Here is a 4,536-nt window from a genome sequence, read left to right on the forward strand (position 1 = left end):
CAGCCCGCGCAGTGCCCGCCCTTGACGGCCACCAGCTCTAAAACCCGTTCACACTCAACGCTTTGCAGCTCGACCAGCTCGGGCCGCACCCCGTTTGGCACCATGTCAGATCTCCACGTCCTTGTCGTAGTGGACGTTGTCCTCGCGCCAGCCGCCCAGACCGTGGCCGATGCCGGAATAGTCGTCGATGAACTCGATCTGGTTGATCCATTTCGCCATCTTGAAACCGACCTGGGTCTCCACCCGCAACCGCAACGGCGCCCCGTGCTTGATGGGCAGCGGCTTTCCGTTCATCTCGTAGGCCAGCAATGTCTGTGGCTTGTAGGCGAGTTCGAGATCGATCACCTCGTAGAACTGGCCCTCTCCTTCCGCACTGGGCTCGTCGCGGCCGGTGTCCTGCATGGTCAGAAAGCAGATGTATTTCGCCTGCGGCAGGGGACGCACATAGTCGGCGAGTTCGGCCAGCGGAACGCCGCTCCACTGGCCGATGCTGGTCCAGCCCTGCACGCAGTTGTGCATCACGCGCTGCGATTGCTGATCGGCCAGGGAACGCAACGCGTCCAGGTCCAGCGTCACCGGGTTCTCCACCAGACCACCCACCCGCACCCGCCAATCGACGAAATTGTGCACCGCCATCACCTTGTACTCGGCGCTCGTCGGCGGCTTGCCGTTGACCCGGTGTTCTTTGGAGGTCATCCGCTCGGGGTAGTTCTGCTTCGAATTCAGCGGCCGCAGCACGATTTTGCGGACGCGGGTGACCACGGCGCCCAGCACGCGGCGAACCTGAACGGGCCGGCGCAGACTCCACACCGTCGCCGCGACGTGGACGGCCACGATGGCCGCGATGATCACCAGCGACAAGGCGGTGGCCCAACCGATGTTGCGCACGGAACCGAAGATCATCGACGCGGTGAGCTGGCCCCAACTCCAGAAGAAGATCATCGACAGGTGGATGACGATGAACACCAAAAACGCGATCAGGCCGAGGAAGTGCAGGCTCCGGGCCCATTGCCGGCCGCCCCACATGCGCACGTACCAGGGGAACGCGGCCTCGATGGCCGGTGATTGGGCGGCGCCCGTCAGAATCTGGAACGGCGCCAACACGAAGATGACGCCGGCGTAGGTCAGCTTCTGGATGGCATCCAGGGGTTCGCCGGGCAGCAGCGGCGGCAGGTTGAAACTCAGGTAGGTGACCATGTCGTTCCACGCCTCGCCGAAGATCGACCACGATGCCGGCCAGTACCGGTGCCACTGGCCGGTGGTGAACAGCAGGATGTAATACGAGAGCCCGACGAGGACCCAGCCGATCACCGAGAAGAAGTGCCAGTGCCGGCCCATGCCCAGTTTCTTGTGGCCGGGCAACGAGAACAGCGAGCTGTAGTCCTCCTCCTCATCGAGGGTGTCGTAGAGCTTGTTGATCGGCATTTCCTTGACCGTGAAGCGCGCCCACTCGCTGCCCGGCTTGCTGTCGTCGTGCCAGTACAACTTCGGGTGGGTGGACAAGATCTCGATACCGCTGCGGATCACCAGGGTCAAAAAAAGGACGTTGAGCCAGTGGTCGATGCGCAGCCACGCCGGATAGTCGAGCACTGTCATGTCGTCACCGTTCAGTCGTGCCAGTTCTGCCGTTGCGGATACGCCACGTTGATGCCGGACAGGACGGTGGTGTGCACGGCGATGAAGCCCCCGGCGAACGCCATGGCTAACGTCCCGGGCGCCAGGTCCCACCGGCCGGTCAACGCCACCAGTCCGGGCAGGCCGGCAAGCCGGCTGCCCAGATAGATCACCAAAAACGCCGCGCAGACGAAGCTCCCGGCATACCAGCCCGCTTGCGGCACAAGGGTTTTGATGGCAAACACCATCGCGGCGGCCGCGCTAAGGCAGGCGGCGATCAGTACGGCCAGATACACCCAGAAATACAGCGGCAGACCCGGCCGGGTCGCCCCCACGTAGACATGCACCGCCACCAAGCCCATCAGCAGCGATGCGCCCAGCCCGGTCACCGTGCGGGGTAGGTCAAAGGCGACGTAGCCGTTGAGCGTGAGGAGGGGCGAGGACAGCACCTTTCGCCACGCTTTGAGCCACAGTCGCCCCAGGAGACCGGCCATTGCGGCTGACTACCCGGCCCGACCGGCCCACAAACGGTCGACGACGACGCCTTGGGCGGGCTATCTGAAGGCCCGGCGATTGTGCTTCTTGATCGCGTCGACCAACTGCGATTTGTTCATCGTCGATCGGCGCGGAACGTCGAGTCGGCGGGCCACGTCGAGCAGATGCCGTTTGCTCGCGTTGGCGTCGACGCCCTCGGCCGACTCGCCGGACGGTTGTAACCCACCACGCTCGGCGCGCTCGTCGGACGGGCCCTTCTCGTCCTTGGGCTCCCAGTGGTCGCCGATCTTCTCGAAACTGTGCTTGACGGCGGCGTAAGCCACTCGGTGGGCGCGCTCCTCGCTGCCATACTCGTCGGCAGCCGCGTCATGGGTTTTCGCGAACGTGCGTTGGGCTTTAGCGCTGGAACGCCGCAAAGTGCCGGGCAATTCGCTCTTTTTGGGTGCCCCGCCCTTCGTCGTCTTCGGCATCGAACCTCCTCGTGTGCCAACAGCGGTGCAGGAAACGTGTTACCGCCGGCCGGTTACCCCGTTGTGGGTCCGGCAATCACGGCCTGGGAAATGTGCGCATCGATCCGGGCGGAAGTATGTCAACATGGTTGACATGACTCAGGACGACGCCCCGCTGGGTTACCTGCTGTACCGGGTGGCAACGGTTCTGCGACCAGAGGTTTCCGCCGTGTTGGGCCCGCTGGGCCTGACCCTGCCCGAATTCGTTTGCCTGCGCGTTCTTTCGATGTTCCCGGGAATGTCCAGCGCCGAGTTGTCCCGCCACGCGGGCGTCACCCCGCAGGCGATGAACACGGTGTTGCGCAAGCTGGAAGACGTCGGGGCGGTGGCGCGGCCTTCGTCAGTGTCCTCGGGCCGCGCGCTACCGGCCAACCTGACCGGCCAGGGCCGTACCCTGCTCAGGCGCGCCGAGGGAGCGGTCCGCGGTGCCGACGCCCGGATCCTGAGCAAGCTCACCAACGCTCAGCAGCGCGAATTCAAAAGGATGCTCGAGAAACTCGGGGACGGCTAGCGGATCTCGCCATGAGATCCCATCACCCCGCGGCCTGGATGCGCGCCCACGGCCGCGCCTCTTCGAGCTCGTAGGCCAGTTCGAGCAGCAGCGCCTCTTGCCCCATACTGGTCGACAGCATCATGCCCACCGGCATGCCGTGGGCGGACTGGGCCAACGGCAGCGAGATCGCCGGTTCACCGGTCACGTTGTGCAGCGGGGTGAACGACACCCACTCGATCAGCCTGTTGATCACCTGCTGATAATCGGTCGGGGCCAGGAACCCGATGCGGGGTGTCTCGTCGGCGAGGGTCGGGGTGAGCACCGCGTCATAGGCGCCGAAGAACCGCGCGGTGCGCCGGCGCGCCCCGCGCAAGCGCATGATCGCCAGCGGAAGACGGTGCAGGTTACGGCTGGTGTGTCGCATGAGACCCAGCGTCAGGCAGTCCAGCCTGCCGCTGTCGAACGTCTCGCCGAACATGTGTCGTCCGCCGCGCACCTGGGCCAGGGCCAAAAACCCCCAATACAGCACGAAATCGTCGACGAAACTCGCCGCCACCGGCGGTTCGTCGACGTGTTCGACACGGTGGCCCAGCTCCTCGAGCAGGCCGGCCGACTTCAGGGTCAGCTCCCGCAGCGCGGGACTGCAGTCGCGCTGAACCGAGCGGGTCAGCACCGCGATCCGTAACCGCTGGCGCCCGGACCCGGTGACGTCCCCGACCGGGGCCAGCTTGCGGTTGCGCCAGATCCGCTCGGCCTCCCGATAGAACGCCGCGGTGTCGCGCACCGAACGGGTCACCACGCCGTTGACGACGACGCCGACCGGCATCCGACGCAGCGTCGCGTCCAGGGGCAACCGGCCGCGCGACGGTTTGAGCCCGACGAGCCCGTTGCACGCCGCCGGGATACGGATCGAGCCACCGCCATCGTTGGCGTGCGCGATCGGCACCACACCGGCGGCGACGAACGCGCCCGATCCCGACGACGACGCGCCGGCACTGTATTCGGTATCCCACGGGTTGCGGACCGGACCCAGCCGCAGGTGTTCGGCCGACGCGCTGAAACCGAATTCCGACAACTGCGTCTTACCCAACGAGGTCAACCCGGTGGCCCGGTACAGCTGGGTGAACACGCTGTCCGCGACGGCATCCCAGCGCGTCCACGCGTCGGTGCCGTGCATCGTGGGCTGGCCCGCGACGTCGACGTTGTCCTTGATGAACGTCGGGACGCCGGAGAAGAAGCCGCCTTCCGAGGTGGCCTTGCCGGCTTGCTCGGCGGCGGCCCGCGCTTGCTGAAAACCCGCGTACGCCAACCCGTTCAGGGCCGGGTCGACGGCCTCGGCGCGGGTAATCGCGGCCTCGACCGCCTCGGCCCTGCCGACCCGGCCCGATCGGATGGCGTCGGCGAGGCCGACCGCGTCGAGATTGC

General features: G+C 66.0%; 5 protein-coding genes. 1 reads left to right on the plus strand and 4 read right to left on the minus strand.

Going from position 1 to position 4,536, the window contains the following annotated elements; genetic code table 11:
• Window positions 1-105: 105 nt before the first annotated feature.
• From Q0W90_RS23440 to Q0W90_RS23450, 3 genes are read right to left on the minus strand one after another with little or no spacing between them, the layout of a single operon-like run.
• Window positions 106-1,596 (minus strand): molybdopterin-dependent oxidoreductase, encoded by a 1,491-nt coding sequence (locus tag Q0W90_RS23440; protein ID WP_297599516.1) that lies wholly within the window; start codon window positions 1,594-1,596, stop codon window positions 106-108.
• A gap of 11 nt (window positions 1,597-1,607) precedes the next feature.
• A complete protein-coding gene (locus Q0W90_RS23445) occupies window positions 1,608-2,108 on the minus strand; it encodes an oxidoreductase (RefSeq protein ID WP_297599515.1) in 501 nt (166 codons plus the stop codon).
• Window positions 2,109-2,168: 60 nt separating this feature from the next.
• Window positions 2,169-2,579 (minus strand): ChaB family protein, encoded by a 411-nt coding sequence (locus tag Q0W90_RS23450; protein ID WP_297599514.1) that lies wholly within the window; start codon window positions 2,577-2,579, stop codon window positions 2,169-2,171.
• Window positions 2,580-2,712: 133 nt separating this feature from the next.
• Between Q0W90_RS23450 and Q0W90_RS23455 the strand changes: the two genes are divergently transcribed.
• Window positions 2,713-3,129 carry a MarR family transcriptional regulator gene (locus Q0W90_RS23455; RefSeq protein WP_297701396.1) on the plus strand — a complete coding sequence of 139 codons (417 nt, stop codon included), beginning with the start codon at window positions 2,713-2,715 and terminating at the stop codon, window positions 3,127-3,129.
• Window positions 3,130-3,151: 22 nt separating this feature from the next.
• Here Q0W90_RS23455 and Q0W90_RS23460 read toward each other — a convergent pair.
• Window positions 3,152-4,536, minus strand: a 1,385-nt coding sequence (locus Q0W90_RS23460; RefSeq protein ID WP_297776963.1) for an amidase, incomplete at its 5' end; no start/stop codon positions are given.

The sequence above is a fragment of the Mycobacterium sp. genome (assembly GCF_025933915.1).
Taxonomy (GTDB): Bacteria; Actinomycetota; Actinomycetes; order Mycobacteriales; family Mycobacteriaceae; genus Mycobacterium.

What these genes read in the sequence shown, in the direction of transcription:
- Q0W90_RS23455 (WP_297701396.1), top strand. Translation starts at nt 2,713, where the DNA reads ATGACTCAGGACGACGCCCCGCTGGGTTACCTGCTGTACCGGGTGGCA.
- Q0W90_RS23445 (WP_297599515.1), bottom strand. Translation starts at nt 2,108, where the DNA reads ATGGCCGGTCTCCTGGGGCGACTGTGGCTCAAAGCGTGGCGAAAGGTG.
- Q0W90_RS23440 (WP_297599516.1), bottom strand. Translation starts at nt 1,596, where the DNA reads ATGACAGTGCTCGACTATCCGGCGTGGCTGCGCATCGACCACTGGCTC.
- Q0W90_RS23450 (WP_297599514.1), bottom strand. Translation starts at nt 2,579, where the DNA reads ATGCCGAAGACGACGAAGGGCGGGGCACCCAAAAAGAGCGAATTGCCC.